Source organism: Streptomyces sp. CNB091, assembly GCF_000377965.1.
In genome coordinates, this window is record NZ_KB899014.1 from 39,963 (window position 1) to 63,726 (window position 23,764).

Consider the following 23,764-nt stretch of genomic DNA (forward strand, 5'->3'; position numbering starts at 1 on the left):
TTCTCCCGCCCGCGCCGCACGACGCTGGAGCCATGTTCGTCGCATGGAGAGACCTTCGCTTCGCCAGGGGCCGGTTCGCGCTCATGGGCTCGGTCGTGGTGCTGATCACGCTGCTCGTGGGGCTGCTGTCCGGCCTGACCGCGGGCCTGGCCCGGGAGAACATCTCGGCCGTCACCGGTCTGGACGCCGACCACCTGGCCTTCGCCGAGCCCCCCGACGGGCAGGCGGAGTCGTTCACCAACTCGACCGTCCGGGAGGACGACTGGCGGAACTGGGCCGGCCGGCCCGGGGTCGAGGCCGCCCAGCCGGTCGGCATCCGGACCCTGAACGCCACCGCCGCCGGTGAGCGGAGTGCCGCCGGTGAGCGGAGTGCCGCCGTCTCGGCCTTCGGCGTCGAACCGGACGGCACCCTCGGGCCGGAGGGGATCGGTCCGGGGCGGGTCGTGCTCTCCGAGAAGGCGGCCGAGGAGCTCGACGCCTCGGCGGGCGACAGGATCGCGCTCGGCCGGGCGGAGCGCGAGGTCGCCGCCGTCGCGACGGACGCCTCGTACAGCCACACCCCCGTCGTCTGGACCTCGCTCGACGACTGGCAGGAGATCGGCCACGACGGCGCCGGCCCCGCCGAACAGGCGACCGTGATCGCCCTGACCACCACCGGAGGCGTCGACCTCGCGGCGGGGGACGCGGCGGCGGGCACCAGCACGCTCACGCTCGACGGCTCCCTCATGGCCATCGGCTCCTACCAGTCGGAGAACAGTTCGCTGCAACTGATGCGCGGTTTCCTCTTCGCCATCTCCGCGCTCGTCATCGGAGCGTTCTTCACCGTCTGGACGATCCAGCGCAGCGGCGACGTGGCCGTGCTGAAGGCGCTCGGTGCGTCGACCCCGTACCTCCTGCGCGACGCGCTGGGACAAGCCGTCGTGATGCTCGCCCTGGGTACGGGACTGGGCACCGCGCTGGCCGCCGGGGTCGGAGCCGTGATCGGCCGAGGAGCCGTGCCGTTCGTCCTGGACGCGGCGACCGTCCTCGTCCCGGCCGCCGTGCTGATCGCCCTCGGCGCGCTCGGGGCCGCCCTGTCCATCCGGCGGATCACCGCCGTGGACCCGCTCACCGCACTCGGGAGTGCCCGATGACGCTCACCCTGACCGACGTCACCCTCACCTACCCGGACGGCGAGGGGCGGCTCACCGCCCTGGACCGGGTCTCGCTGGACGTGCCCCCGGGCACGCTCACCGCCGTGGTCGGGCCGTCCGGCTCGGGCAAGTCGAGCCTCCTCGCGGCCGCCGCCACCCTGGTCACCCCGGACTCCGGCGAGGTCGTGGTCGCCGGGACGCCGACGACCGGGCTCGGCCGGGCCGGGCGGGCGGCCCTGCGCCGGGAGCACATCGGCATCGTCTTCCAGCAGCCCAACCTGCTGCCCTCGCTGACCGCCGCCGAACAGCTCCAGGTGATGCGCCACCTGTCCGGGGGGTCCGCCCGCGGCGCCCGCCGCCGGGCCCTGGAGCTGCTGGACGCGGTCGGTCTGGCCGACCGCGCCGACCGGCGGCCGCACCAGCTCTCCGGCGGTCAGCGCCAGCGGATCAACATCGCACGGGCCCTGATGAACGAGCCGGCGGTCCTGCTCGTCGACGAGCCGACCAGCGCGCTCGACCACGAGCGCGGCGCGGCCGTGCTCGACCTGCTGGTCACCCTGACCCGGGAGCGCGCCACCGCCACGGTGCTGGTCACGCACGATCTGGCGCACCTGGAGCGGATGGACCGCACGGTGACGATGGACGACGGGCGGCTGACCGTCCCGGCCGGGGTCTGAAACGACGAGCGGCGGGGCCCGGTATCCCGGGCCCCGCCGCCTTGGAGGCTCAGCCGCCGTTCGTGCCGTTGCTCGCCAGCGCGTCGGACAGCTCTCCCGCGACCTGCTGGAGGATCGGCACGATCCGCTCCGTCGCCGCCTCCGTCACCCGCCCCGCCGGTCCCGAGATGGAGATCGCGGCCGAGGTGGGGGAGTTCGGCACGGAGACCGCGAGGCACCGCACCCCGATCTCCTGCTCGTTGTCGTCCACCGCGTACCCGGCGCGACGCACCAGCTCCAGGGCGTCGAGGAAGCCCTCCGGGGTGGTGATGGTCTTCTCCGTGGCGGCCGGCATGCCGGTACGGGCCAGGAGCGCGCGGACCTCGTCGGCGGGGGTGTGCGCCAGGAGCGCCTTGCCCACACCGGTGGAGTGCGGCAGGACCCGGCGGCCGACCTCGGTGAACATCCGCATGGAGTGCTTGGACGGCACCTGGGCGACGTACACGATCTCGTCCCCGTCCAGCAGCGCCATGTTCGCCGTCTCGCCGGTCTCCTCCACCAGCCGGCTGAGGTAGGGGCGGGCCCAGGTGCCCAGCAGCCGGGAGGCGGACTCACCGAGCCGGATCAGCCGGGGGCCCAGCGCGTAGCGGCGGTTGGGCTGCTGGCGCACGTATCCGCAGCCGACCAGGGTGCGCATCAGCCGGTGGATGGTCGGCAGGGGCAGACCGCTGCTCGCGGAGAGCTCGCTCAGCCCGACCTCCCCTCCGGCGTCGGCCATCCGTTCCAGCAGATCGAAGGCGCGCTCGAGGGACTGCACCCCACCGCTGGCACCGGAGGGCTTGGAGTCGGCTGTGCTGGCGTGGGACGGCGGCACGTCAACGGTCCTTTCGAAGCGGAAGGCAAGGCAGCAGCCTACCGGGCGGTTCCCGATCGGCCCACAGCTCCCCGGTCGGCGTCCGTGCCGGTCAGGGGCTGTTTTGTCCGGGTGCCGACGGTCGGTGCGGGCGGCTCGGCGCCGCCCCTCCTGGCCCATGCTACGTTCCGCAGTTCGAAATATGACTTTTACTTTGTGGAAACCTCCAGTCGGGTCGCAGGGGTGGTCGGGTGTGCCCCCGTGGCGGAAGGTGGGGTCTTGACGAGGGCGATTCCCGAGTGAAGACTCCATCGAAAGCTTCAACAGTTCGTTGAATTCCTGTTGTGATCATTGCTGGAGTGAAGGAGCACAGGTGTCCGGTCCGGACGTGAACCTGATACTGCGCTCGACGCGCGTCGTCACCCCCGAGGGGACCCGTCCGGCGGCGGTCGCCGTCGCGGGCGGGACGATCGACGCGGTCCTGCCGTACGACACCGGGACGCCCGCGGGCGCCCGCCTGGAGGACTTCGGCGACGACGTCCTGCTGCCCGGCCTGGTCGACACCCACGTCCATGTGAACGACCCCGGCCGCACCGCGTGGGAAGGCTTCTACACCGCCACCCGCGCGGCCGCCGCCGGCGGGATCACCACGCTCCTGGACATGCCCCTCAACTCCCTCCCGCCGACCACCACCGTCGAGCACCTGCGGATCAAGCAGCAGGTCGCGGCCCCCAAGGCGCACGTCGACACCGGCTTCTGGGGCGGCGCGATCCCGTCCAACGTCAAGGACCTGCGCCCGCTGTACGAGGCCGGGGTCTTCGGCTTCAAGTGCTTCCTGTCGCCCTCCGGCGTCGAGGAGTTCCCGGAGCTGGACCAGGAGCAGCTGGCCCGCTCCATGGCGGAGATCGCCGGATTCGGCGGGCTGCTCATCGTGCACGCCGAGGACCCGCACCACCTGGCCGAGGCCCCGCAGCGCCCCGGGCCCGCCTACGCGGACTTCCTCGCCTCCCGGCCGCGCGACGCCGAGAACACCGCGATCGAGGGGCTCATCGCCCACGCCAAGCGGCTCGACGCCCGCGTCCACGTCCTGCACCTCTCCTCCAGCGACGCGCTGCCGCTGATCGCCGCCGCGAAGCGTGAGGGCGTCCGCGTCACCGTCGAGTCCTGCCCGCACTTCCTCACCCTCACCGCCGAGGAAGTGCCCGACGGGGCGACGGAGTTCAAGTGCTGCCCGCCGATCCGCGAGGCCGCCAACCAGGACGCGCTCTGGGCCGGGCTCGCCGACGGCACCATCGACTGCATCGTCAGCGACCACTCGCCGTGCACCACCGACCTGAAGACCCCGGACTTCGCCTCCGCCTGGGGCGGCATCTCCTCCCTCCAGCTCGGCCTGCCCGCCATCTGGACCGAGGCCCGCAAGCGCGGCCACTCCCTCGACGACGTCGCCCGCTGGATGTCCGCCGCCCCCGCCGCGCTGTCCGGGCTGACCCGCAAGGGCGCCATCGAGGCGGGACGCGACGCAGACTTCGCGGTCCTCGCCCCCGACGCGACCTTCACCGTCGACCCCGCCGAGCTCTTCCACCGCAACCAGGTCACCGCCTACGCCGGGAAGACCCTGCACGGCGTGGTCCGCTCCAGCTGGCTGCGCGGTGTCCGCATTGCGTCCGACGGTGTCCTCGCCGACCCCGCCGGCCGCCTCCTCGAACGCGACCACTGACCGAGCCCACCGGTCCGCTCCCGTACGAGACCGTCGACCGGGCTCGCCGGTCCGCTCCCCGTACGCGACCACCGACCGAGCTGACCGGTCCGCTCCCCGAACGCGCCCCTGACCGTGCCCGAAAGGAACCCCTGACCATGACGGACGCCGCGATACCGCGCTTCACCGGCGACGCAAGCCCCTACGCGGGCGGCGACCCGTACGCCGACCACCGCACCGCCGACTTCCCCTTCACCCACCTCGTCGACCTGGCCGACCGTCGTCTCGGGGCGGGCGTCATCGCCGCCAACGACGAGTTCTTCGCCGAGCGCGAGAACCTCCTCAAGCCCGGGCCCGCCGTCTTCGACCCGGAGCACTTCGGGCACAAGGGCAAGATCATGGACGGCTGGGAGACCCGCCGCCGACGCGGTGTCAGCGCCGCCGAACCGCACCCCACCGCCGACGACCACGACTGGGCCCTCGTCCGGCTCGGCGCGCCCGGCGTCATCCGGGGCATCGTCCTGGACACCGCCCACTTCCGCGGCAACTACCCGCAGGCGGTCTCCGTCGAGGCGGTCGCACTGCCCGGCTCCCCGTCCCCCGAGGACCTCCTCGTCCCCGACGTGAAGTGGACGACGCTCGTCCCCCGTACGGCGGTCGGGGGTCACGCGGCCAACGGGTTCGCCGTCGACGCCGAGCAGCGCTTCACCCACCTGCGGGTCAACCAGCACCCGGACGGCGGGATCGCCCGGCTGCGCGTGTACGGGGAGGTCGTCCCCGACCCCGCCTGGCTCGGCGCGCTCGGTACGTTCGACCTCGCGGCCCTGGAGAACGGCGGCCAGGTCGAGGACGCCTCCGACCGCTTCTACTCCCCGGCCACCCACACCATCCAGCCGGGCCGCTCGCGGAAGATGGACGACGGCTGGGAGACCCGCCGCCGGCGCGACCGGGGCAACGACTGGATCAGCTACCGTCTCGCCGCACAGTCCGGGATCCGGGCCGTCGAGATCGACACCGCCTACCTCAAGGGCAACTCCGCGGGCTGGGCGAGCCTCTCGGTACGGGACGGCGAGGACGGCGACCGGACGGAGGTCCTTCCCCGGACCCGGCTCCAGCCCGACACCAACCACCGCTTCGTCCTGGACGGAACCGTCCGCGCCACGCACGTACGGATCGACATCTACCCGGACGGCGGCATCTCCCGGCTCCGGCTGTTCGGATCGCTCACCGACGAGGGCGCCGCGGCCCTGGCGGCCCGTCACCGGGAGCTCGGCGGCTGATCCCTGAACGCGCCCGGCACCTGGCGCACCGCGGTCGCAGGGGGATCGCGGTGCGCCCGGCCAGTCCCGTTACGTGAGGGTGTGTCACCCTGGTCGAGGTGCGGTGAGCGGGCCCCGAAGGCCGGGCGAGCCGCACTTTCCGACGCCTCGACCAGGAGCCCCCCCCATGATCTTCATCGCCGTCAAGTTCACCGCCCTCGACCCCGAGGAGTGGCTCACCCGGCTGGACGCCTTCACCGTCGCCACCCGCCGCGAGCCCGGCAACCTCTTCTTCGACTGGTCGCACAGTGTGGAGAACCCCAACGAGTTCGTCCTGCTGGAGGCCTTCGCCGACGCGGCGGCCGGTGAGGCGCACGTGAACTCCGAACACTTCAAGGCGGCGATCGCGACGATGTCGGAGCTGGTGGCCGAGGTCCCCGAGATCATCAACGTCGAGGTGGAGGGCACCGGCTGGTCCCGGATGGCGGAGGTCACCCCGCGTAACCGCTGACCGGCACGGCCCGTTCACCTCCCGCTAGGCCCTGTCGTCGAACTCCCGTCGTCGCCCGGAGGGCGGCCCCGCGGGGTCAGGTGCGTGCTCTCGGTGTGCCGGGCGCAGGTCCTCGTACTGGACGTACTCGGGCGTGGGCCCGGTGCGGCGAGAGTGCGTGCATGGCGCCGTGGGGCAGGCGGGAGCTCGACGACAGGGCCTAGAACTCCTCGTGGGACTCCGGGTCGCCGCCGAACCGCCGCTGCCGCCCGGACGCGATCGTCGTCAGCTCCTGCGCCGTCAGCTCGAACCCGAACAGATCCAGGTTCTCGCGCTGCCGGCCCGGGTCCGCCGACTTCGGGATCGGCACCGCGCCCAGCTGGGTGTGCCAGCGCAGCACCACCTGCCCGGGGCTCACCCCGTGGTCCTCCGCGATCGCCACGGTCGAGGGATCCTCCAGCACCTCGCGGCCCCGGGCCAGCGGGCTCCAGCTCTCCGTGACGATGCCCTTCGCCGCGTGCACCGCACGCAGCTCCTCCTGCGGCAGCAGCGGGTGCATCTCGATCTGGTTCACCGAGGGCAGCACGCCCGTCTCCCGCTCCAGCCGTTCCAGCTGCGCGGCGGTGAAGTTGGAGACGCCGATCGAGCGGACGAGACCGTCCTCGCGGAGCCGGATCATCGCCTTCCAGGTGTCCACGTACTTGTCGAGGCGGGGGAGCGGCCAGTGGATCAGATAGAGGTCCACGTACTCGACGCCCAGGCGGGCCCGCGACTCCTCGAACGAGGCGAGCGTCTCCTCGTACCCGTGGTGGCGGCCGGGCACCTTCGTGGTGAGGCGGACCTCCTCGCGGGGGACTCCGCTGCGGGCGACGCCCCGGCCGGTGCCGGTCTCGTTGCCGTAGTTGAGGGCCGTGTCGACCAGCCGGTAGCCGAGCTCCAGGGCCCCGGCGACGGCCTCCTCGGCCGCCGCGTCGTCCAACGGGTAGGTGCCGAGCCCCACCGCGGGGAGTCGCGTGCCGTCGTTGAGCGCCTGAACCGGTGTGCCGGACATGTACTGGTCCCGTCCTTCCCGTCGCTGCCCCCGTCCCGGCCAGCGTAGGGGCGTGGCCGGGACGGGGGCAGCCGGACGGGGCCGACGGAGGAGCGCTCCGGGGGCCGCCCGGGGGAGCGGCGGGCGAGCTACCGTCGGCGGACGGGACCGCGCGTGCGCCGGGCGGTGGCGCAGCTCCGCCCGGGAGCCGCTCAGGCGGCGCTCAGGCCGCGTGGCCGCCGTCCACGACGAGCTCCGTGCCCGTGATGAACCCCGCCTCCGCGCTCACGAGGTATGCGACGAGCGAGGCGATCTCCTCCGTCGTGCCGAAGCGGCCCAGCGCGTTGGCCGCGCGCTGGCCCTCGGCGTACGGTCCGTCGGCCGGGTTGAGATCGGTGTCCACGGCCCCCGGCTGGATCAGGTTCACCGTGATGCCGCGCGGTCCCAGCTCCCGGGCGAGCGGCTTGGTCAGCCCGACCAGGGCGGACTTGCTGAGCCCGTAGAGGGCGGAGCCGGGCCCGCCCACGTACCGGCTCAGGGCGGAGCCCACGGAGACGATGCGGCCGCCGTCGGCCAGCCGCTCCGCCGCCGCCCGGCAGGCGAGGAAGACCGCCCGCACGTTCACCGCCAGCGTCCGGTCCACCTCCGGCCCGGCGAGCGCGGAGATCGGGCCGAGGACACCGATGCCCGCGTTGTTGACCAGGATGTCGAGCCGGCCGAGCGCGTCCGCCGCCCGGTGCACGGCGTCGGCGCCCGCGTCGGCGTCCGCCGCGTCGCTGCGCAGCGCGACGCCCCGGCGGCCGAAGCCCTCGATCTTCGCGACGACCGCACGGGCCGCCGCCTCGTCCTGGACATAGGTGACGGCGACGTCCACGCCGTCCTGGGCGAGCCGCAGCGCGATCGCGGCACCGATGCCCCGGCTGCCTCCGGTGACCAGGGCGGCCCGGGCCGGGAGGGCGGTGGTGACAGTGGCGGGGGCGGTGGTGGGCAGGGTGCTGGACATGGCCGGTTCCTTTGCTGAGGGACGCCGTCGCTTCGACGACATCCCCCAGCAAACGCGGGCCGGGGCCCGCGCACCGGCGGGTATCGGACGCCCACGGCCGACAGGGGATCCGGCAGCCCGGGCCGCCTACCGTGCGGGCAGCAGTGCGGGATCCGTCGCCGCGGCCCGCAGCCGGATCAGGATGGCCCGCGCCGCCTTGTCGTAGCCGAGGTTGTTGTTCTGGAGCACCGACTCGGCGTTGGCCAGCTCCAGCAGGGCGATCACCTCGAACGCCAGCTGGCACACGTCGGTGTCCCCGGCCAGCTCCCCGGCGGCCCTGGCCTCCTCGATCGTCTGCTCCACGAAGGTGACCCAGCCGGTCTGCGCGGACGCCAGGGCGTCGTGCACCCTGCCGCCGCGGGCGTCGAACTCGGCCGTGGCGGCGTAGAAGAAGCAACCGCCCCGGAACACCCGCTCGCGGGAGTACGCGATCCACGCCTCGCACAGTTGCCAGACCCGTCCGAGCCCCGGCGGCACCGACCGGGTGGGGCGCAGCACATGGTCGACGTATATGGCCACCGCCCCCCGCACGGTGGCCAGCTGGAGCCCCTCCTTCGAGCCGAACAGCGCGAACACCCCGCTCTTGCTCAGCCCGAGCTCGGTGGCCAGCCGCCCCAGCGACAGGCCCTCCAGCCCTTCGACCGAGGCGATCTGCACCGCCCGCCCCAGGATCAACTGCCGGGTCTGGTTCCCCCGCTCGACCCGCCCGTCCGCTCTCAACGACGTCATGTGACCACTCCGTGCCTCAGAGTTATCGAGGCGTCAGTCTAGGGAGCGGTGGCGCGGCCGAAGGACCCTGCGGAGTCCGGCCGAACGGCTCGACCGCCGCTGACCACGGGTGATGCCCCGGAACGCTCCGAGCGTTGAGACAGGTGTTCCTTTTTCTGGAGTCCAGCGGATAGCGTGATCGCTCCGCGTGCGAGCCGGTGAGGTCTCCACAACACGTTCCGTGGAGATCACAGGAGATCCAGGTGTCCGCTGTAGCCGTGCCCGCCCTCGCACCCCCGCGCCGCGCCTGGGTCACCGATCTGCCCGTGCTGGCGGTCGCTGTCGTCTGGGGCGCCAGCTACCTCGCGGCCAAGGGCATCACCACCGCCCACACGGTCATCGCCGTCCTCGTCCTGCGCTTCGCGATCGTGCTGCCGGTGCTCGTGGCGACCGGATGGCGCAGGCTGCGGGCGCTGACCGGTGCGCAGTGGCGGGGCGCCGGGCTGCTGGGCCTCGTGCTGAGCGGCATCTTCCTGCTGGAGACGTACGGGGTGGTGCACACCTCCGCCACCAACGCCGGGCTGATCATCAGCCTCACCATGATCTTCACGCCGCTGGCCGAGGCCGCCGTGACCCGGGTGCGCCCGTCGGCCGGATTCGTCGCGGCGGCCGGGCTCTCCGTCGCCGGAGTGGTCCTGCTGACCCAGGGCGGCGGGTTCACGAGCCCCTCGGGCGGCGACCTCCTGATGCTCCTCGCCGCCCTCGCCCGGACCGTCCACGTCCTGGCGATGGCCAGGATCAAGGCTGTCCAGGACGCCGACTCGCTCTCCCTCACCACCGTCCAGCTCGGGGCCGCGGTCGCCGTCTTCGCCGTGCTCGCCGCCGTCCCCGGCACCGGCGCCTCGCCGTGGAGCGCGGCGGCGGACTTCGGCGCCCGGGAGTGGGCGGGCCTGGTCTTCCTCTCGGTGTTCTGCACGCTGTTCGCGTTCTTCGTGCAGATGTGGTCCGTACGCCGCACGTCGCCGTCGCGGGTCAGCCTGCTGCTCGGTACGGAACCGCTGTGGGCCGCCGCCGTCGGCATCAGCCTGGGCGGCGAACGGCTCGGACTGCTCGGCGCCGCCGGGGCGGTTCTCGTCCTGGCGGGCACCGCGTGGGGCCGACGCGGCGCGGACCGGGCTGCCTGATCGACGGCGTCAGGACGTGTTCACCGCTGTCAGGGGCTGACCACCGCCGTCAGGACGTGTTCACCGCTGTCAGGAGCTGATCGCCGCCGTCAGGACGTGTTCATGCCGTCAAGACTTGTTCTCCGGCGTCAGGACTTGATCGAGTCCGCGGCGATCATCACGGCCGCCCCCGCCACGATCAGCACGATGTTGACGAACAGCCCCCGGTCGCTGAGGAAGTCGATCCGCCGCACCACCGTCCACAGCCGGAACCAGCCCGTCCACTCGTACAGCAGCCCGCCTGCGCCCTGGGCGAAGACGAGGAACCCGATCGTCTCGACGATTTTCTTCATGGGCCGAGCCTCCCGCCCGCCCAGCACCCGCCGCGTCGGCCACCGGTCCCGTCCGCCGCGCCGAAAGTAGCCGGTCCCACGACTTTGGTCGCTCCCTCGCCGCGCAGGGCCCCTCCGGGCTTCCCGGCTGCGTAACTTTGTCGATATGACGCGCACCGAGTACCGCTGGCTGCTCCCCTCGGCCATGGCCGATCCCGAGCTGCCCGGCGACCGGTCCCGGACGCGGCGCACCGTGCGGGACTGGGCCGTCGACATCACGGTCTTCCTCTGTGCCGCGGGCTTCGGCCTGCTGGCACTCACCGCGATCGACGCCGACGAGACCACGGCGGACGTCTTCGTCCTCGTCGACTCGGTGGTCGGCGCGGCGGCCTGCTGCGCGCTCTGGCTCCGACGACGCTGGCCCGTCGGGCTCGCCGCCGTGCTGACCGTCGTCTGCATCGTCGAACCCGTGGCCGCCGGGGCGCTGATGGTGGCCCTCTTCAGCCTGGCCGTGCACCGCCCCTTCAAGCCGGTGGCGATCGTCGGCGCGGGCGCGCTGATCGTGGCTCCTCTGCAGCCCCTCCTGCGCCCCGACCCCGCGACGACCTTCCTGGTCTCGGTCATCTTCGGGGTCCTGCTCGTCCTGCTGGTCCTCAGCTGGGGCATGGTCGTACGCTCCCGGCGCCAGCTCGTCCTCTCCCTCCGCGAACGGGCCCGCCGAGCCGAGGCCGAGGCGGCGCTGCGCGCCGAACAGGCCCAGCGGCTGGCCCGGGAGGCCATCGCCCGCGAGATGCACGACGTCCTGGCCCACCGGCTGACCCTGCTCAGCGTGCACGCCGGGGCCCTCGAGTTCCGGCCCGACGCCCCCGCCGCCGAGGTCGGCCGGGCCGCCGGCGTCATCCGGGACAGCGCCCACGAGGCCCTCCAGGACCTCCGCGAGATCATCGGCGTCCTGCGCGGGCCAGGCGACACCGACGAGGGCGACCGGCCCCAGCCCACCCTCGCCACCCTGGACGCCCTCATCGCCGAGTCCCGGCTCGCGGGCATGAAGGTCGCCGTCGACAACAGGGTCGCCGACCCCCAGGACGCCCCCGCCGCCACCGGCCGCACGGTCTACCGGATCGCCCAGGAGTGTCTGACCAACGCACGCAAGCACGCGCCCGGCGCCGAGGTCTCCCTCACCGTGACGGGCGGCCCCGGCCAGGGGCTCACCATCGAGGTGGAGAACCCCGCCCCCACCGAACCCTTCGAGCGGGTCCCCGGATCGGGCCAGGGGCTCATCGGCCTCACCGAACGCGCCACGCTCGCCGGCGGCGGGCTGGAGCACGGCCCGACGGAGGACGGCGGCTTCGCGGTCCGGGCCCGCCTGCCGTGGCCCGCCGCGTGAACCCCCGGGGCGGCGCGGGGCCCCGCCGGAGGGCCGGGACGGTGACGTGTTCCCGGAGGGGCGTGGCAGTGACGTGTTCCCGGAGGGCCGGGACCGTGACGCGTGCCCGGCGGCCCGTGGCCGTGACGTACTCCCGGAGGCCCGTGGCCGCGACGCCCGCCGTACGGGGCCCGCTCACCGGCTGGCTACGGTGGCCGTCATGAACACCCCGGCGTCCCCCACGTCCCCGGCGTCACCCACGCCCCCGCCCGTCCGGCTGCTGATCGTCGACGACGACCCGCTGGTCCGGGCCGGACTGACCCTGATGCTCGGCGGTGACGAGGGCATCGACATCGTGGGGGAGGGCGCGGACGGCGACGAGGTCGAGGAACTGGTCGAACGACTGCACCCGGACGTCGTCCTGATGGACATCCGGATGCCGGTCATGGACGGTCTCACCGCTACCGAACGGCTGCGCCGCCGACCGGGAGCACCCGAAGTCGTCGTCCTCACCACGTTCCACGCGGACGAACAGGTGCTCCGGGCCATCCGGGCCGGGGCGGCCGGATTCGTCCTGAAAGACACCCCGCCGGCCCGGATCGTCGATTCGGTCCGCCGGGTCGCCGCCGGCGACCCGGTGCTCTCGCCCGCCGTCACCCGCCAGTTGATGGCGCGCGCCGCGGGGGGCGGACACGACGACCGGGCCGGCCGCGCCGACCGTGCACGCAGGCGCTTCGACCAACTCGCCGAGCGGGAGAAGGAAGTGGCCGTCGCCGTCGGACGCGGTGGCTCCAATGCGGAGATCGCGGGCTCCCTCTACCTCAGTGTCGCGACGGTCAAGACCCACGTCTCCCGGATTCTCGCCAAACTCGAACTGAACAACCGTGTCCAGATCGCGCTGTTGGTCCATGACGCGGGACTCCTCGACACGGACGGGGAGGGCGGGGGCGGCCTACGCTGACCGGAGCGGGCCGGAACGGGCCGGAACGGAAAAGGGGCTGACCACCATGACTGTGCTCGATCTGCGCGACCTGCCGGACTTCACCGCGAACCCCTATCCGTACTACGCGAAGCTGCGGGCCGAAGGGCCGGTGCACGCCGTGCGCACCGAGGAGATGGAGCGGGTCTGGCTGGTCGTCGGTTACGCGGAGGCCCGCGCCGCTCTCGCCGACCAGCGGCTCGGCAAGGACTGGCGGACCAGCGGACGCTGGACCGCCCCCGAGGCCGTGCTCAGCGCCAACATGCTGGAGCTGGACGCCCCGCACCACACCCGGCTGCGCCGGCTGGTCAGCCGCGAGTTCACCGCCCGGCGCATCGAGGCACTGCGTCCACGCGTCACCGAGATCACCGGCAACCTGCTCGACGCCATGGCGCCCCGGGGCGCCGCGGACCTGGTGGACGCGCTGGCCTTCCCGCTGCCGATGACCGTGATCTGCGAACTCCTCGGCGTCCCGGACATCGACCGGGACGCCTTCCGGGCACTCTCCAGCGGCATCGTCACCCCCACCCCGGAGCAGCGGAACGCCGACCCGGCCGGTGCGATGGGCGCCTACCTCGTCGAACTCATCGAGAACAAACGCCGTTCGCCCGGCGACGACCTGCTGAGCGGGCTGATCCGGACCGGGGAGGAGGACGGCGACTCGCTCTCCTCCGCCGAACTGGTCGGCATGGCCTTCCTGTTGCTGGTCGCCGGTCACGAGACCACCGTCAATCTGATCGCCAACGGCGTCCGGGCCCTGCTCGACCACCCCGGCCAGCTGGCCCTGTTGCGCGCCGACCCCGGGCTGCTCGACAACGCCGTCGAGGAGATGCTGCGCTACGACGGACCGGTGGAGACCGCCACCATGCGCTTCACCCGGGAGCCGGTCACGATCGGCGACACCGTGATACCGCGCGACGAGCCGGTCCTCATCGCCCTGGCCTCCGCCGACCGCGACCCGGGCCGCTTCCCCGACCCGGACACCTTCGACATCCGCCGCGAACCCCAGGGGCACCTGGGCTTCGGCCACGGCGCGCACTACTGCCTGGGCGCGCCGCTCGCCCGCATGGAGGCCCGCATCGCGATAGGCGCCCTGCTGGAACGCTTCCCCGACCTCGCCCGCGACCCGTCCGGCGGCGAGCTGGACTGGCTGCCCGGTCTGCTGATGCGCGGTGCGCGGGGGCTGCCGGTGCGCTGGTGAGGCCCGGACCCCCCGGCCCTGCGCACCGGGATGCCGATGCGGGGGCCGGTGAGCCTCCGGTCGGCGGTGACGGAGGGCCGGGGCCGGTTCAGCCGCTGGGGATCTCCGTCATCGCCACCGGCCGGCGTTCGCGGCGGGAGACCTCGCACGCCTCGGCGATCCGCAGGGCGTGCAGGGCCTCCCGCCCGTCGCACGGATTGGCCCGTTCGCCGCGGGCCACCCGCAGGAACGCGTCCAGTTCCGCCTCGTACGCCGGGGCGAACCGTTCCAGGAACCCCGGCCAGGGCTTCGCCGGTGCGCCGGGGCCACCGGGCTCGGCCGAGGTCAGCGGCGTACGGTCGTCCAGGCCGACGGCGATCTGGTCCCGTTCGCCGGCCAGCTCCATCCGTACGTCGTACCCGGCTCCGTTGCACCGGGTCGCGGTGGCGGTGGCGAGCGTCCCGTCGTCGAGGGTGAGCAGGGCGGCGGCCGTGTCCACGTCCCCGGCCTCCCGGAACATCGCGGGTCCGGAGTCCGAGCCGGTGGCGTACACCTCGCTCACCTCGCGGCCCGTCACCCAGCGCAGGATGTCGAAGTCGTGGACCAGGCAGTCGCGGTACAGCCCGCCCGAGAGCGGGAGGTAGGCGGCGGGCGGCGGGGCGGGGTCGGAGCTGACCGTGCGCACGGTGTGCAGCCGGCCGAGCCTCCCCTCCCGTACGGCGGCCCTGGCCTCGCCGTACCCGGCGTCGAAGCGGCGCATGAAGCCGAGCTGGAGCACGCTGCCCGCCGCCTCGACCTCCGCGAGCGCGGCGAGGGTGCCCGGCAGGTCCAGGGCGATCGGCTTCTCGCAGAAAACGGGCAGTCCGGCGCGGGCGGCGCGTGCGATGAGCCCGGCATGGGCCGAGGTCGCCGAACAGATCACCACGGCGTCGGGCGGGCCCCCGGCGGCGGCGTCCTCCCCGGCGAACAGATCGTCCACCGGGACGGCCGTCCCTCCCGTCCGCGCCGCGGCTCCGGCCGCCCGCTCCGGGTCCGCGTCCGCCAGCAGCAGGGCGTCCACGGCTGGGTGACGGCTCAGCACCTCCGCATGGAATGTGCCGATCCGTCCCGTTCCGATCAGTCCGATGCGCATGGGCCCCAAGGTGACGTTCGCCCGGTCATCATGTCAAGCGTTTGTCCTGACAAATGGTGGCCGCACCGATCGGCGGCTCCTCGTCCCGGTACGCCATGGCTTTGTCCGGACAAGCGAACTACGCTCGCCCCGTGACCGCACATGGATCCGACCGGCCGCTGCCGCTGAGCGTGGACCGCACCAGCCCGGTGCCGCTCTACTTCCAGCTGGCACAGCAGCTGGAGGCCGCCGTGGAGCAGGGCCGGCTGGCCCCGGGCGCCCTGCTCGGGAACGAGATCGACCTCGCAGCCCGCCTCGGCCTGTCCCGGCCGACCGTCCGCCAGGCCATCCAGTCGCTCGTCGACAAGGGCCTGATGGTCCGCCGCCGGGGAGTCGGCACCCAGGTCGTCCACAGCAAGGTCCGCCGCACGCTGGAGCTCAGCTCGCTCTACGACGACCTGGAGGCGGCCGGCCAGCGCCCCGCCACCAGCGTCCTGCGCAACACCATGGAACCGGCCACCGCCGAGGTCGCCGCCGCGCTCGGCGTCGCCGAGGGGAGCGAGGTCCACCTCGTCGAACGGCTGCGCAGCGCCCACGGCGAACCGATGGCCCTCCTGCGCAACCACCTGCCCCCCGGGCTGCTTCCCCTGCTCACCGAGGAACTGGAGTCCACCGGCCTCTACCGGCTGATGCGGGCGTCCGGCGTCACCCTGCACAGTGCCCGCCAGACCGTCGGCGCGCGCGCCGCGGACGACCGGCAGGCGCGGGTGCTGGTGGAGCCCGTGGGCGCGCCGTTGCTGACGATGGAGCGCACGACATACGACGACACCGGCCGGGTCGTCGAGTTCGGCTCGCACGTCTACCGGGCGGAGCGGTACGCCTTCGAGTTCCAGCTCCTGGTACGCGCCTGAGCGGTAGGCGAACCCGCTGATCCAGCCGTCCGGCGTTTGAGGACGGAACCGTCGCTGTGGACGAGGCCGCACCTGGCGGGTGGCTGTGCTCCGGGTCCCTGTGTCTGCCGGCCCACCCACGCAAGGGTTCCGTCCTCAAGCGCCGGACGGGCTGAAATGGTGCGGGCACACGGGTTGCGCTCGGCGGGTCCTGTGCCCCAGGCTCCTGTGTCCGTCGGGCCCGCCCACGCAAGGGGTCCGCCCTCAAACGCGGGACGGGCTGGGGGTGCGGGCGCCGAGGGGCGGCGCTCGGGGATACTTGGGCAGCCGGGCCGGGACCGCACACTCCCCGGCCCCGTCAAGCAGCACAGCGAGCAGCAGTAGAAGGGCACGGCGTCGTGGCAAGGGTTCGGACAGGGGTACGCGCGATGGGCGCCGTGCTGGCAGTGGTGCTGGGCGCCTCCCTCGCGGGATGCAGCAGCACCGGCGGCAAGCGCGCCGAGGAGCGCGCCGCCGCCGCGGCCGAGGGACGGGCCGCGGTGAACACGCCGCGCTGGACCTTCGCCATGGTCACCCACTCGGGCGACGGCGACACCTTCTGGGACATCGTCCAGAAGGGCGCCGAGCAGGCGGCCCTCAAGGACAACATCAACTTCCTCTACTCGCACAACGACGAGGCCAACCAGCAGGCCCAGCTCGTCCAGACCGCGATCGACAAGAAGGTCGACGGGCTGATCGTCTCGCTGGCCAAGCCGGACGCGATGAAGGCCGTGGTCGCCAAGGCCGTCAAGGCCGGCATCCCGGTCGTCACCGTGAACTCCGGCTCCGCGGAGTCCAAGGAGTTCGGCGCGCTCACCCACATCGGCCAGGACGAGTCGATCGCCGGCGAGGCCGTCGGCGACGAGCTGAACAGCCGGGGCCGCGAGAAGGCCCTGTGCGTCCTGCACGAGCAGGGCAACGTGGGCCACGAGCAGCGCTGCGCCGGGGCGAAGAAGACCTTCGACGGCACGATGCAGAACCTGTACGTCGACGGCACCAACATGCCCGACGTCACCGCGTCCATCGAGGCCAAGCTCCAGTCCGACAAGAGCATCGACGCGGTCGTCACCCTCGGGGCCCCCTTCGCCGACGCCGCCGTCCAGGCCAAGCAGACGGCCGGCAGCAAGGCCGAGATCGACACCTTCGACCTCAACGCCAAGGTCGCCACCGGCCTCCAGACCGACAAGCTCGGCTTCGCCGTCGACCAGCAGCCCTACCTCCAGGGCTACCAGGCCGTCGACCTGCTCTGGCTCCACCGCTACAACCGCAACGTCCTCGGCGGCGGCCTGCCCGTCCTCACCGGCCCGCAGATCATCACCAAGGACGACGCCGACGCCCTGGCCGACCTCACCAAGCGGGGAACCCGATGAGCGGCTCCACCGCCGCCCCCCAGGCGCCGTCGCAGGTGGACGAGCGGCTGGTACGCACCTCACCGCTGCGCAAGCTGCTCGGCCGCCCCGAACTCGGCTCGGTCGTCGGCGCGGCGGCCGTCTTCCTCTTCTTCGCGATCGTCGCCGACAGCTTCCTCCAGGCCTCCAGCCTCGGCACCGTGCTGTACGCGGCCTCCGTCCTCGGCATCATGGCCGCGCCGGTCGCGCTGTTGATGATCGGCGGCGAGTTCGACCTCTCCGCCGGGGTCATGGTGACCAGCTCCGCGCTGATCTCCTCGATGTTCAGCTACCAGATGACGGCCAACGTCTGGGTCGGCGTCCTCGTGTCGCTGCTGGTCACGCTCGCCATCGGCGCGTTCAACGGCTTCATGCTGACCCGCACCAAACTGCCGAGCTTCATCATCACGCTCGGCACGTTCCTGATGCTGACCGGTCTGAACCTCGGCTTCACCAAGCTCATCAGCGGCACCGTCTCGACCAAGACGATCGGCGACATGGAGGGCTTCGACTCGGCCCGCGCGCTGTTCGCCTCGACGCTGACCCTCGGCGGCGTCGAGTTCAAGGTGACGATCCTGTGGTGGGCGGCGCTCGTCGGCGTGGCCACCTGGATCCTCCTCCGTACCCGCTTCGGAAACTGGATCTTCGCCGTCGGCGGCGAGGCCGACGCGGCGCGCGCGGTCGGCGTCCCCGTCATCCGCACCAAGATCGGGCTCTATCTGGGCGTCGCCTTCGCCGCCTGGGTCTCCGGCCAGCACCTGCTGTTCAGCTACGACGTCGTCCAGTCCGGCGAGGGCGTCGGCAACGAGCTGACGTACATCATCGCCGCCGTCATCGGCGGCTGTCTGATCACCGGCGGCTACGGCTCCGCGATCGGCTCGGCCGTCGGCGCCTTCATCTTCGGCATGACCAGCAAGGGCATCGTGTACGCCGAGTGGAACCCGGACTGGTTCAAATTCTTCCTGGGAGCGATGCTGCTCATGGCCACCCTGCTCAACGCGTGGGTGCGCAAGCGCGCGGAGGCGACGGCATGACGGCCACCCCTGAAGAGACCGCGGGAGCGACCGGGGAAGCGACCGCCGGACCGCTGGTCGAGCTGGACGACGTGTCCAAGTTCTACGGCAACATCAAGGCCCTGGAACACGTCTCGCTGGAGGTCCACGCGGGCCAGATCACCTGTGTCCTCGGGGACAACGGCGCCGGCAAGTCCACCCTCATCAAGATCATCGCGGGGCTGCACCGGCACGACGCCGGACGCTTCCTGATCGAGGGGGAGGAGACCACCCTCGCCAACCCGCGCGACGCCCTGGACCGGGGCATCGCCACCGTCTACCAGGACCTCGCCGTCGTCCCGCTGATGCCGGTCTGGCGGAACTTCTTCCTCGGCTCCGAGCCCACCGTCGGCTTCGGCCCCTTCAAGCGCCTCGACGTCCGGAGGATGCGCGAGACGACCCGTACCGAACTGCTGCGCATGGGCATCGACCTGCGCGACGTCGACCAGCCCATCGGCACCCTGTCCGGCGGCGAGCGCCAGTGCGTGGCCATCGCCCGCGCCGTCTACTTCGGCGCGAAGGTCCTGGTCCTGGACGAGCCGACCGCCGCCCTCGGCGTCAAGCAGTCCGGCGTGGTCCTCAAGTACGTGGCGGCCGCCCGGGACGCCGGCCTCGGCGTGGTCCTCATCACCCACAACCCGCACCACGCCCACCTCGTCGGAGACCGCTTCATCCTCCTCAAGCGCGGCGCGATGTCCGGCAGCCACACCAAGGACGACGTCACGCTGGACGAGCTGACCCGGCAGATGGCGGGCGGCAGCGAGCTGGAGGAGCTCAGCCACGAGCTGGAACGCACCCCGACCCCCACCCTCCCGGGCGCCCACGGCGCGAAGGGCGGGACTCCCTGAGCGGCGACCGTCCCGGCGCGGCCGACCCCGCCCACCGGCCCGCCGGTGCCGGGCAGTGGCAGAATCGAGCCCGGCGGGCGCCGTCCGCCGCCGGCCGCGACAGCGGCCCGGCCCCCCAGACCCCGCAGGGACGATGAGCACGTACCGCGACTTCGCACACCGCGGCTCCGCCCGCGCCACCGTCCTCAAGACCGTCGGCACCAAGGAACGCCGCTCGCATCTCACCGCCCCCCGGGTCCCCACGGTCGGGATCGACATCGGCGGCACCAAGGTGATGGCGGGCGTCGTCGACGCCGACGGCAACATCCTGGAACAGCTCCGCACCGAGACGCCCGACAAGTCCAAGAGCCCCAAGGTAGTCGAGGACACCATCGTCGAACTGGTCCTGGACCTCTCCGACCGCCACGACGTCCACGCGGTGGGCATCGGCGCGGCGGGCTGGGTGGACGCCGACCGCTCCAAGGTGCTGTTCGCCCCGCACCTCGCCTGGCGCGACGAGCCCCTGCGCGACGCGATCGCGTCCCGTCTGGTCGTCCCCGTGATGGTCGACAACGACGCCAACACCGCCGCCTGGGCGGAATGGCGCTTCGGGGCGGGGCGCGGCGAGGACCATCTCGTCATGATCACCCTCGGTACGGGGATCGGCGGCGCGATCCTGGAGGACGGTCAGGTCAAGCGCGGCAAGTACGGCGTGGCCGGTGAGTTCGGCCACATGCAGGTCGTGCCCTCGGGCCACCGCTGCCCGTGCGGCAACCGGGGCTGCTGGGAGCAGTACAGCTCCGGCAACGCCCTGGTCCGCGAGGCCAGGGAGCTGGCTGCCGCCGACTCCCCGGTGGCGCACTACCTGCTGGACCGGGTGAAGGGGAACATCCCCGACATCACCGGCCCGCTCATCACCGAACTGGCCCGCGAGGGCGACGCGATGTGCATCGAGCTGCTCCAGGACATCGGCCAGTGGCTCGGCATCGGCATCGCCAATCTGGCCGCGGCGCTCGACCCCTCCTGCTTCGTCATCGGAGGCGGCGTCAGCGCCGCCGACGACCTGCTGATCAACCCCGCCAGGGACGCCTTCAAGCGTCACCTCACCGGCCGCGGCTACCGCCCCGAGGCCCGGATCGCGAAGGCGCAGCTCGGCCCCGAGGCGGGTATGGTCGGCGCCGCGGACCTGGCCCGGCTGGTCGCCCGCCGATTCCGCCGGGCCAACCGGCGGCGCGTCGAGCGGTACGAGCGGTACGCCCAGATCTACGACCAGGCGGCGAGCACCCTCCGCAACACGCGGTCCACCCGTATCGCTGACTGAACCGCAGCCGCCCTTTCCGGCGTCCACCTTTCAGTACGCCGTCACCGCAGCACCTTGAGGACCACCTGATCATGATCGCAGCCGAGCACCCCGTGGTGCCGCACCAGTCGGAGTCTCCGGGCGACGGCGAGGGCAAGCCGCCCGAGGACCGGCGGCATGTGTTCAAGCGGCGTTTCATCACCGCGACGATCATCGTGCTGCTGATCGGCATCCCGGCCGGCTACCTGCTGATCTCGGCCGGTCAGAGCCGCCGCTCGGGCCAGGACAAGGAGGCCGAGGCGGCCGCCGTGGGCCTCCGGGAGGGCTGGCCCTCCAAGATGCAGCGCCGGATCTTCGAGATCCCGATCCCCGGCAACGGGCAGGGCGTCCAGTACTACGAGACGAACAACTGGAAAGCCAGCCGGATGTACGCGAAGTTCCGGACGACCTCCGCCGGTCTCGACCGCTTCCTGACCGGGGTGGGCACCGGACGCGCGGCGCTGGAGCCGGACACGGTCGACATCAGCCCCCGGGACATCAAGATCACCGGCTGGACCTTCGGCCCGGGCGAGGAGTGGGCCAGCACCACGCACAAGAACAAGAAGCCCCGCCCGACCCAGAACATCACCGTCAACATGACCGATCCGGCCAGTCCCGTCGTGTATGTCGTATCGGCGGCGACCCCCTGACCGGGGGTCGGCGGGGCGCTCAGTAACCTGGAGCGAGTGAGCGAAGTGAGCGAGACGACCCCGCAGCCCGTGCAGGCCCCCCACCCCGGTGGGCCCGCCCCGCACCCCGGAGCGCCTCACCAGGCGGTTCCGGCCCCCCACCAGGGACCGGACGCCGTGCCCCTGTCGGCGGCCCCCGTGCCCTTCCCGGGGCACTACCCGGCCCCCGGCGACAGCGGGACGCCCGAGTTCCCGCAGGCCCCGGTGACCGCGCAGCCGGCCCTGACCCCGCTTGCCCCGCAGGCCACCCACGTACCGCCGGCCGCCCACGTACCGCAGGCCACGGCTGTGCCCCAGGCCGCACTTGCCGCGCAGACCGGCTCCGTACCCCAGGCCGTGCAGGCCGCCCCGGGGCCGGGGGCCGCTCCCGTCCCGCCGGCCACCTCCGTACCGCAGGCCGCTTCAGCCCCGCAGGTCACCGCCGCCCCGCCGGTCGCCTCCGTCTCGCAGGCCACCTCCGTACCGCAGGCCGCTTCAGCCCCGCAGGTCACCGCCGCCCCGCCGGTCGCCTCCGTCTCGCAGGCCACCTCCGTACCGCCGGCCGTACTCGCCCCGGAGGAAGCGCGGGTGCCGACCGGCGCCCCGCGGACGCTTCAGTACCGCTTCGACGGGCCCGAGGACGCCCCGGTCCTGGTCATCGGGCCCTCGCTGGGCACGACGTGGCACATGTGGGACCGGCAGATTCCCGAGCTGTCCCAGCACTGGCGGGTCTTCCGCTACGACCTTCCCGGCCACGGCGGCGCCCCCGCGCACGCCGCCGCCTCCGTCGCCGATCTGGCCGACCGGCTGCTCGCGACGCTGGACGGACTCGGCGTCCAGCGCTTCGGCTACGCGGGCTGCTCGATCGGCGGGGCCGTCGGCGCCGACCTGGCCCTGCGCCACCCGCACCGGGTCGCCTCGCTGGCGCTCGTCGCCTCCTCGCCCCGGTTCGGCACGGCCGACGAGTTCCGCCGGCGCGGCGTGATCGTCCGCACCAACGGCCTGGAGCCGATGGCCCGCACCGCGCCGGAGCGCTGGTTCACCCCCGGCTTCGCCGCCGCGCAGCCCGCCATCGTCGAATGGGCCGTGCAGATGGTCCGCACCACCGACCCCGGCTGCTACATCGCCGCCTGCGAGGCGCTCGCGGCGTTCGACATCCGCGGCGCGCTGGGCCGGATCGGGGTCCCCACCCTGGTGCTGGTAGGGGCGGAGGACCAGGTCACCGGGCCCGCCGAGGCCCGCACGCTGGTCGCCGGGATACCGGACGCCCGCCTGGCGCTCGTCCCGGGGGCCTCGCACCTCGCGCCGGTCGAGCAGCCCGCCGCCGTCAGCGACCTGCTGCTGATGCACTTCTCCACCGCCTGGCAGCAGGACACCTCGGCGGCGATCCCCGTGCTGCCGCTGGTCCCCGGGCTCGCGACGCCCGCGGCCCCGTTCGCCCCGGTGGCCGAGATCGCCCCGGCCGCCGCGATGCCCGAGACCTCCGCGCCGACGGCGGACGACCGGCACGAGCAGGGCACGAAGGTACGCCGGGAGGTGCTGGGGGACGCCCATGTCGACGCGGTGAACGCCTCGGCAGACGGCTACACCGAGGACTTCCAGGAGCTGGTCACCCGGTACGCCTGGGGTGAGGTCTGGAGCCGGGACGGCCTCGACCGCCGCACCCGCAGCTGCATCACCCTCACCGCGCTCGTCGCCTCCGGCCACCTGGAGGGCCTGGCCGCGCACACCCGCGCCGCCCTGCGCAACGGCCTGACGCCCGCCGAGATCAAGGAAGTTCTCCTCCAGACCGCCGTCTACTGCGGACTCCCGGCCGCCGGAGCCGCGTTCGCCGTCGCGCAGAAGGTGATCCAGGAGGAAACCACGCCGCCCGCGTAGCAGGATGGAGCCATGAACGCATCGCCCGGGGCTCTCGCCCTCACCAAGAAGACCCACTCCTGCGTCCGTATCGAGAAGGAGGGGCGGGTCCTGGTCATCGACCCCGGGGGCTTCTCCGAGGACGACGCGGCGCTCGGCGCCGATGTCGTCCTGGTGACGCACGAGCACCCGGACCACTTCGACGAGGCGCGGCTGCGGGCGGGCCTGGAGGCGAATCCGGCGGCCGAGATCTGGACGCTGCGCAGCGTGGCCGATCAGCTCTCGGCCGCGTTCCCCGGGCGGGTGCACACCGTGGGCGACGGGGACGCGTTCTCCGCCGCCGGATTCGACGTCACCGTGCACGGCGAGCTGCACGCGGTGATCCACCCGGACATCCCGAGGGTCACCAACGTCGGCTTCCTCGTCGACGGTTCGGTCTTCCACCCCGGCGACGCGCTCACCGTTCCCGACCGCCCCGTCGACACCCTCCTGCTGCCGGTCATGGCCCCCTGGAACAAGATCTCCGAGGTCATCGACTATGTGCGCGAGGTCAAGCCGCGACGCGCCATCGACGTCCACGACGCCCTGCTGACCGATCTGGCACGGCCGATCTACGACAACCAGATCGGGGCCCTGGGCGGCGCGGAGCACGGTCGGCTGGCCCCGGGCGGGGTCACCGAGCTGTGAGCCCCCCGGCGACTGTCAG

General features: G+C 72.8%; 23 protein-coding genes. 17 read left to right on the forward strand and 6 right to left on the reverse strand.

From position 1 onward, the window contains the following. Positions 1 to 32 precede the first annotated feature (32 nt). Positions 33 to 1,133: an ABC transporter permease gene (locus D581_RS0133045; RefSeq protein WP_026291123.1), complete on the forward strand. Its 1,101-nt coding sequence runs from the start codon at positions 33 to 35 to the stop codon at positions 1,131 to 1,133. Continuing rightward, on the forward strand, positions 1,130 to 1,810 hold the full coding sequence (locus D581_RS0133050) for an ABC transporter ATP-binding protein (protein ID WP_018961401.1): 681 nt from the start codon (positions 1,130 to 1,132) through the stop codon (positions 1,808 to 1,810). The genes D581_RS0133045 and D581_RS0133050 overlap by 4 nt, the downstream gene beginning before the upstream one ends. A gap of 49 nt (positions 1,811 to 1,859) precedes the next feature. On the opposite strand, the gene D581_RS0133055 is transcribed toward D581_RS0133050, so the two are convergent. Beyond that, on the reverse strand, positions 1,860 to 2,663 hold the full coding sequence (locus D581_RS0133055; protein ID WP_018961402.1) for an IclR family transcriptional regulator: 804 nt from the start codon (positions 2,661 to 2,663) through the stop codon (positions 1,860 to 1,862). Positions 2,664 to 3,015: 352 nt separating this feature from the next. Here D581_RS0133055 and allB point away from each other — a divergent pair, with 352 nt between their 5' ends. The 3 genes from allB (at position 3,016) to D581_RS0133070 (ending at position 6,108) form a co-directional block, all read left to right on the forward strand. After that, entirely contained in the window at positions 3,016 to 4,359 is a 1,344-nt protein-coding gene (gene allB, locus D581_RS0133060; protein WP_018961403.1) for an allantoinase AllB, read from the forward strand. Positions 4,360 to 4,496: 137 nt separating this feature from the next. Further along, positions 4,497 to 5,618: an allantoicase gene (alc, locus tag D581_RS0133065; RefSeq protein WP_018961404.1), complete on the forward strand. Its 1,122-nt coding sequence runs from the start codon at positions 4,497 to 4,499 to the stop codon at positions 5,616 to 5,618. Between the two features lie 166 nt (positions 5,619 to 5,784). Next, a complete protein-coding gene (locus D581_RS0133070; protein WP_018961405.1) occupies positions 5,785 to 6,108 on the forward strand; it encodes a putative quinol monooxygenase in 324 nt (107 codons plus the stop codon). 199 nt (positions 6,109 to 6,307) lie between these two features. Here the strand turns inward: D581_RS0133070 and D581_RS0133075 are convergent, their stop codons facing one another. The 3 genes from D581_RS0133075 to D581_RS0133085 all read right to left on the reverse strand — a co-directional run bounded on the left by D581_RS0133075 (position 6,308) and on the right by D581_RS0133085 (position 8,888). Continuing rightward, positions 6,308 to 7,138, reverse strand: a complete 831-nt coding sequence (locus D581_RS0133075) for an aldo/keto reductase (protein ID WP_018961406.1) — start codon at positions 7,136 to 7,138, stop codon at positions 6,308 to 6,310. A 202-nt stretch (positions 7,139 to 7,340) separates the two neighbouring features. Beyond that, positions 7,341 to 8,120, reverse strand: coding sequence for an SDR family NAD(P)-dependent oxidoreductase (locus D581_RS0133080; protein WP_018961407.1), 780 nt, complete (start codon positions 8,118 to 8,120; stop codon positions 7,341 to 7,343). Positions 8,121 to 8,246: 126 nt separating this feature from the next. Then, positions 8,247 to 8,888, reverse strand: a complete 642-nt coding sequence (locus tag D581_RS0133085) for a TetR/AcrR family transcriptional regulator (RefSeq protein ID WP_018961408.1) — start codon at positions 8,886 to 8,888, stop codon at positions 8,247 to 8,249. A gap of 242 nt (positions 8,889 to 9,130) precedes the next feature. Between D581_RS0133085 and D581_RS0133090 the strand changes: the two genes are divergently transcribed. Next, a complete protein-coding gene (locus tag D581_RS0133090; RefSeq protein ID WP_026291124.1) occupies positions 9,131 to 10,051 on the forward strand; it encodes a DMT family transporter in 921 nt (306 codons plus the stop codon). Between the two features lie 128 nt (positions 10,052 to 10,179). Here D581_RS0133090 and D581_RS0133095 read toward each other — a convergent pair whose 3' ends face one another. Continuing rightward, the gene (locus D581_RS0133095) at positions 10,180 to 10,383 is read right to left on the reverse strand and encodes a hypothetical protein (protein WP_018961410.1); all 204 of its coding nucleotides are present in this window, start codon (positions 10,381 to 10,383) and stop codon (positions 10,180 to 10,182) included. Positions 10,384 to 10,528: 145 nt separating this feature from the next. Between D581_RS0133095 and D581_RS0133100 the strand changes: the two genes are divergently transcribed. From D581_RS0133100 to D581_RS0133110, 3 genes are all read left to right on the forward strand, one after another. Next, positions 10,529 to 11,749: a sensor histidine kinase gene (locus D581_RS0133100; protein ID WP_018961411.1), complete on the forward strand. Its 1,221-nt coding sequence runs from the start codon at positions 10,529 to 10,531 to the stop codon at positions 11,747 to 11,749. A 199-nt stretch (positions 11,750 to 11,948) separates the two neighbouring features. Further along, complete coding sequence (locus D581_RS0133105; protein WP_026291125.1) at positions 11,949 to 12,689, forward strand: response regulator transcription factor; 741 nt, start codon at positions 11,949 to 11,951, stop codon at positions 12,687 to 12,689. A 46-nt stretch (positions 12,690 to 12,735) separates the two neighbouring features. Next, positions 12,736 to 13,908: a cytochrome P450 gene (locus D581_RS0133110; RefSeq protein WP_020679265.1), complete on the forward strand. Its 1,173-nt coding sequence runs from the start codon at positions 12,736 to 12,738 to the stop codon at positions 13,906 to 13,908. Positions 13,909 to 13,996: 88 nt separating this feature from the next. Here the strand turns inward: D581_RS0133110 and D581_RS0133115 are convergent, their stop codons facing one another. Then, the gene (locus D581_RS0133115) at positions 13,997 to 15,019 is read right to left on the reverse strand and encodes a Gfo/Idh/MocA family protein (RefSeq protein ID WP_018961414.1); all 1,023 of its coding nucleotides are present in this window, start codon (positions 15,017 to 15,019) and stop codon (positions 13,997 to 13,999) included. Positions 15,020 to 15,150: 131 nt separating this feature from the next. Here D581_RS0133115 and D581_RS0133120 point away from each other — a divergent pair, with 131 nt between their 5' ends. The 8 genes from D581_RS0133120 to D581_RS0133155 all read left to right on the forward strand — a co-directional run bounded on the left by D581_RS0133120 (position 15,151) and on the right by D581_RS0133155 (position 23,745). Further along, entirely contained in the window at positions 15,151 to 15,909 is a 759-nt protein-coding gene (locus tag D581_RS0133120) for a GntR family transcriptional regulator (RefSeq protein WP_018961415.1), read from the forward strand. Between the two features lie 377 nt (positions 15,910 to 16,286). Beyond that, positions 16,287 to 17,297 carry a sugar ABC transporter substrate-binding protein gene (locus D581_RS0133125; RefSeq protein ID WP_486585909.1) on the forward strand — a complete coding sequence of 337 codons (1,011 nt, stop codon included), beginning with the start codon at positions 16,287 to 16,289 and terminating at the stop codon, positions 17,295 to 17,297. Next, the gene (locus D581_RS0133130; RefSeq protein ID WP_018961417.1) at positions 17,294 to 18,349 is read left to right on the forward strand and encodes an ABC transporter permease; all 1,056 of its coding nucleotides are present in this window, start codon (positions 17,294 to 17,296) and stop codon (positions 18,347 to 18,349) included. The genes D581_RS0133125 and D581_RS0133130 overlap by 4 nt, the downstream gene beginning before the upstream one ends. After that, positions 18,346 to 19,215: an ATP-binding cassette domain-containing protein gene (locus D581_RS0133135; protein WP_018961418.1), complete on the forward strand. Its 870-nt coding sequence runs from the start codon at positions 18,346 to 18,348 to the stop codon at positions 19,213 to 19,215. Before D581_RS0133130 ends, D581_RS0133135 begins: the two co-directional genes overlap by 4 nt. 133 nt (positions 19,216 to 19,348) lie before the next feature. Further along, positions 19,349 to 20,515 (forward strand): ROK family glucokinase, encoded by a 1,167-nt coding sequence (locus D581_RS0133140; RefSeq protein ID WP_018961419.1) that lies wholly within the window; start codon positions 19,349 to 19,351, stop codon positions 20,513 to 20,515. A gap of 71 nt (positions 20,516 to 20,586) precedes the next feature. Next, positions 20,587 to 21,183: a hypothetical protein gene (locus D581_RS0133145; RefSeq protein WP_018961420.1), complete on the forward strand. Its 597-nt coding sequence runs from the start codon at positions 20,587 to 20,589 to the stop codon at positions 21,181 to 21,183. A 606-nt stretch (positions 21,184 to 21,789) separates the two neighbouring features. Beyond that, a complete protein-coding gene (pcaDC, locus tag D581_RS0133150) occupies positions 21,790 to 23,079 on the forward strand; it encodes a bifunctional 3-oxoadipate enol-lactonase/4-carboxymuconolactone decarboxylase PcaDC (RefSeq protein WP_026291126.1) in 1,290 nt (429 codons plus the stop codon). Positions 23,080 to 23,091: 12 nt separating this feature from the next. Continuing rightward, on the forward strand, positions 23,092 to 23,745 hold the full coding sequence (locus D581_RS0133155) for an MBL fold metallo-hydrolase (RefSeq protein WP_018961422.1): 654 nt from the start codon (positions 23,092 to 23,094) through the stop codon (positions 23,743 to 23,745). The last annotated feature ends 19 nt before the right edge of the window (positions 23,746 to 23,764 follow it).